Origin of the sequence: Chitinophaga sp. (assembly GCF_036569125.1) — a bacterium.
GTDB lineage: Bacteria > Bacteroidota > Bacteroidia > Chitinophagales > Chitinophagaceae > Chitinophaga.
The window spans coordinates 1-4,571 of record NZ_DATCRF010000844.1; the positions used below are offsets into that span (position 1 = coordinate 1).

Consider the following 4,571-nt stretch of genomic DNA (forward strand, 5'->3'; position numbering starts at 1 on the left):
GCTGTTACCCAGCTTGTACAACAGATAATATCCGATACCCGCCTGTGGGAAGCTGACCTTAACCAGCTGCCGGGCTTTGCGGAAACTGTAAGCGCGCACCTGCTGGGCATGATGCAGGAAGGCACGCTGATGTATGCGGATGGCCTGCGTAAAGCAGTAAAGTAATTACGAATTAGTCAATTACGAATTACGAATTGGAGGACACATTTCGAGATGCTATTAAAATAAATTTTGCGAATCGTTCAATTATGAAGCGAATTATGTGGTAGATAGATGTAATCTCCACGGCATTTAATTAGTAATTCGTAATTGACTAATTCGTAATTAAATTTCGCGTATGAAGCAATTCCTATCAGCAGATTTTTTGTTACAAACAGCAACGGCTCAACGTTTATTTCATGAGTATGCCAGCAGCATGCCCATTATTGACTATCATAACCATTTGCCGCCGGATGAAATTGCCGCCAACCGGCAATTTGAGCACCTGAGCGCAATGTGGCTGCAGGGCGATCACTATAAATGGCGGGCCATGCGCGCCAACGGGGTGGCAGAAGAATTTATTACCGGCAGCGCCGATCATTTTACCAAGTTCAAACACTGGGCCGCTACCGTACCTTATACCATGCGCAATCCTTTATACCACTGGACGCACATGGAGCTGCTGAACCCTTTTGGCATCACCAAACAGCTGAATGCAGATACGGCAAAGGAAATTTACGATCATTGCAATGCACAGCTGCCGAAATGGACCACCCAGGCCCTGCTGCAGCATTTTAAGGTAAATGCCCTGTGCACTACTGACGATCCCTGCGATAGCCTCGAACATCATAAAGCCATTCAGCAAAAGAATTTAGGGGTGAAAGTGTTACCCACTTTCCGGCCGGATAAAGCAATGGCAGTAGAAGATGCTGCTGCTTTTAACGCCTACATGGATAAGCTGGCCGCTGCTGCCAATAAAGATATTAACAGCTACCAGGCCTTGCTGGATGCGCTGCGCAGCCGGCACGATTATTTTCATGCCGCAGGCGGGCGTTTGTCAGACCACGGTATCAGCACCTTTTACGCAGCGGCGTATACCATAGAAGGGTTGGAAAGCATTTTTGCCAAACTGCGTGCAGGCAAGGCCGTGAGCACGGATGAAGCGGCGCAGTTCAAAGCCGCCACCCTGCATTTTATTTGTGAATGGAACCATGAAAGAGGCTGGGCACAGCAATTTCACGTAGGGGCCATCCGCAATAATAACAGCCGTTTATTAAAACAGATCGGTGCAGACGCCGGTGTGGATTCCATTGGCGACTGGCAGGTAGCGGAAAGTATGTCGGCCTTTTTTGACGGGCTGGATAAAAAGAATAAGCTGGCCAAAACCATCGTTTATAACCTGAACCCGTCTTACAACGAAGTGTTTGCCACCATGGCAGGCAATTTCCAGGATGGTACGGTGGCCGGTAAAATGCAGTTCGGCAGCGGCTGGTGGTTCCTGGATCAGAAAGACGGTATGGAAAAACAAATGAATGTATTAAGCAACATGGGGCTGCTTAGCCGCTTTGTTGGAATGCTGACAGATTCCAGAAGTTTTCTTTCCTATTCCCGTCATGAATATTTTAGACGTATTTTGTGTAACCTGATAGGAAATGATGTAGAGAACGGGGAGCTGCCATCTGATATTCCCTGGCTGGGTAAAATGGTGCAGGATATTTGTTACAATAATGCAAAAGCATACTTTAATTTTTAATGAAACCGGTAAAAGTTATATCCTACGGAGAGTTGTTATTCCGCTTTTCCCCTGACTGGGAACAACATAGTTCAGCATTATACATAGGCGGTGCAGAGGCTAATATGGCTGCCTCCCTGGCGCGCTGGGGTACGCCGGTAGCCTATATCAGCAAGGCGCCCGAAAACGGCCTCTCAAAGCAGGTAATGCAGCAGCTGGAAAAAGCAGGCATTACTACCGACCGTATGCTGTGGGGCGGCGACCGTATAGGCGCCTACTTCCTGGCGCAGGGCAGTGACCTGAAACATGCGGAGGTGGTGTACGACCGCAAATACTCCGCCTTCAGCCAGCTGGAACCCGGCACTACCAACTGGGATGAATTGCTGGAAGATGCAAGCTGGTTCCACTGGAGCGCTATTACACCTGCGCTTAGCGAGCAGGCTGCCAAAGTTTGTAAAGAAGCGCTGGAAGCTGCCAGCCGCAAGGGCCTCACTATCTCTACCGATCTCAATTACCGCAATAAATTATGGCAATACGCCAAACCATTCCAGGTAATGCCGGAGCTGGTGCAGCACTGCGACGTGATAATGGGCAACATATGGGCGGCGCATAACATGCTGGATACTGCCCTGGATACCGTGGCCTTAGAGCAGGACAAAAAAGAAGTGTACCTGGAACAAGCTATTAAAGTAGCGCAGGAAATAACGGAAAAGTACCCACGCTGTAAACATGTGGCCTTTACCTTCCGTTTCTCCAACGGGCCTACCCATAACCTGTATTATGCCACCTACTACCACAACGGGCAGCAAACCGTTTCCAAACAGGTAGAAACCAATGAGGTGGTAGACCGCGTGGGCAGCGGCGATAGTTTTATGGCCGGCCTTATACATGGGCTGCTGCAGGGTTTTGATGCACAAAAGCTTATTTCCTTTGCCGCCGGCGCTGCCTGGTCCAAATTGTTTATAAAAGGCGACTTTAACCAAACCAGTAAAGAAGATATTTTAAAACTCATTTAATATGGCACCTCAACCATCCACTATTATAGCAGCCTTTGAGCGCAGCGGGATAATACCGGTATTTTACCATGACGATGAAGCAGTTTGTATAGAAGTAATGCAGGCTTGTTATGATGGGGGCATCCGTGTGTTTGAGTTCACCAACCGGGGAGAGCATGCCCGCCGTAATTTTGCCGCCATGCGTGATAAGAAGCTGGTAAGCATGCCGGATATGTATCTGGGTATAGGCACTATTAAAAATGCGGCAGATGCGGCCACCTTCGTAGGGCAGGGCGCTGATTTTATTGTAAGTCCTATTACCGATGCTGAAATCGGGCAGTACTGCAAAAAAGAGAACATCCTCTGGATCCCCGGTTGTATGACCCCCTCTGAAATTGCAGTGGCGGAAAAACTGGATGCTCCGCTGGTAAAGCTGTTCCGCGGTAATATCCTGGGCCCTGGTTTTGTAAAATCCATTAAGCCGCTGTTCCCCAATACCAAATTTATGCCTACCGGCGGGGTAGAGCCTACGAAGGAAAGTATAGCCTCCTGGTTTGAGGCCGGGGTAGTTTGTGTGGGCATGGGATCGAACTTATTGTCAAAACAGGTGATTGAAAGCCAGGACTGGAGTGCGCTGAAAGCCAAAGTGGTGCAAACGTTTGCATTTGTGAAAGCATTGCACTAAATTGAGTTTTCAAACACCGTTTGCTCATAAATTCCAAATTTATTAGAATGAATTCCACAAAAACCGGAAACTATCGCTGGGTTATTTGCACGCTGCTTTTCTTTGCTACCACCATTAACTACATTGACCGGCAGGTGATAGGTTTGTTAAAAGGAGACCTGGAAATACAGTTCCACTGGACAGAATCTGATTACAGCTATATAGTGATCGCTTTTTCCGCTGCCTACGCACTGGGCCTGCTGCTCTTTGGCGGCCTGGTAGATAAGATCGGTTCCAAGCTGGGATATACCATTTCCCTGATCGTATGGAGCGTGGCTGCCATGGCGCATGCACTGGCAAGATCCACTATGGGTTTTGGGATAGCACGTGTGGCCCTGGGCCTGGGTGAATCTGGTAACTTCCCCTCTGCTATTAAAGCTACTGCAGAATGGTTTCCCAAGAAAGAGCGGGCATTGGCTACCGGTATTTTTAATGCCGGCGCCAACCTGGGACCGGTGATTGCGCCGGCGCTGGTATACTGGATCGCTAAAGTACAGGGCTGGCAAAGCGCCTTTATCTGGACCGGCGCCATTGGTTTTGTGTGGCTGATCTTCTGGTTTATTTTATATGATACACCGGCTAAAAGCAAACGGGTAAGTAAAGAAGAATACGCATATATTCACAGCGATAATGAAGAACATCAACCCGGCCCGGATGCCGAAACCCGCAAGATCAGCTGGTTAAAGCTGTTCACCATCCGCCAAACCTGGGCCTTTGTATTTGGTAAGCTGCTCACCGACCCGGTATGGTGGTTCTTTCTTTTCTGGCTGCCTTCCTATATTTCCTCTGCGTTTAATGTAGATATGAAAGCCAGCTATGGCTTACCCATTATTATCATTTATACCATGGTAAGCATTGGCAGCATTGGCGGTGGCTGGTTATCCTCTTTCCTTATAAAGAAAGGCTGGCCGGTATTTAAGGCACGTAAAACATCCATGTTCCTTTTTGCAGTTTGCGTATTGCCCATTATGCTTACCAAATACACAAGCAGCATGTGGGTAGCCGTATCCCTGGTAGGTTTGGCTGCAGCCGCACACCAGGCCTGGTCTGCAAACATTTTCACCACGGTATCTGATATGTTCCCAAAATACGCCGTAAGCTCCGTGGTAGGTATCGGTGGTATGGCAGGCTCTATTGGCGG

At 48.4% G+C, this 4,571-nt stretch carries 4 protein-coding genes; all 4 read left to right on the plus strand.

What is annotated here, in order from left to right; genetic code table 11:
* The first annotated feature begins 337 nt into the window (after positions 1–337).
* On the plus strand, positions 338–1,732 hold the full coding sequence (gene uxaC, locus VIM87_RS31145; RefSeq protein WP_332000766.1) for a glucuronate isomerase: 1,395 nt from the start codon (positions 338–340) through the stop codon (positions 1,730–1,732).
* Positions 1,732–2,727, plus strand: coding sequence for a sugar kinase (locus VIM87_RS31150; protein WP_332000767.1), 996 nt, complete (start codon positions 1,732–1,734; stop codon positions 2,725–2,727). Before uxaC ends, VIM87_RS31150 begins: the two co-directional genes overlap by 1 nt.
* A 1-nt stretch (position 2,728) precedes the next feature.
* Complete coding sequence (locus tag VIM87_RS31155) at positions 2,729–3,391, plus strand: bifunctional 4-hydroxy-2-oxoglutarate aldolase/2-dehydro-3-deoxy-phosphogluconate aldolase (protein WP_332000768.1); 663 nt, start codon at positions 2,729–2,731, stop codon at positions 3,389–3,391.
* A gap of 47 nt (positions 3,392–3,438) precedes the next feature.
* On the plus strand, positions 3,439–4,571 hold a 1,133-nt coding region (locus VIM87_RS31160; RefSeq protein WP_332000769.1), incomplete at its 3' end, for an MFS transporter.

Excerpts from the sequence above, each read along its gene's own strand:
- VIM87_RS31150 (WP_332000767.1), top strand. The coding sequence starts at position 1,732 with ATGAAACCGGTAAAAGTTATATCCTACGGAGAGTTGTTATTCCGCTTT.
- VIM87_RS31155 (WP_332000768.1), top strand. The coding sequence starts at position 2,729 with ATGGCACCTCAACCATCCACTATTATAGCAGCCTTTGAGCGCAGCGGG.
- uxaC (WP_332000766.1), top strand. The coding sequence starts at position 338 with ATGAAGCAATTCCTATCAGCAGATTTTTTGTTACAAACAGCAACGGCT.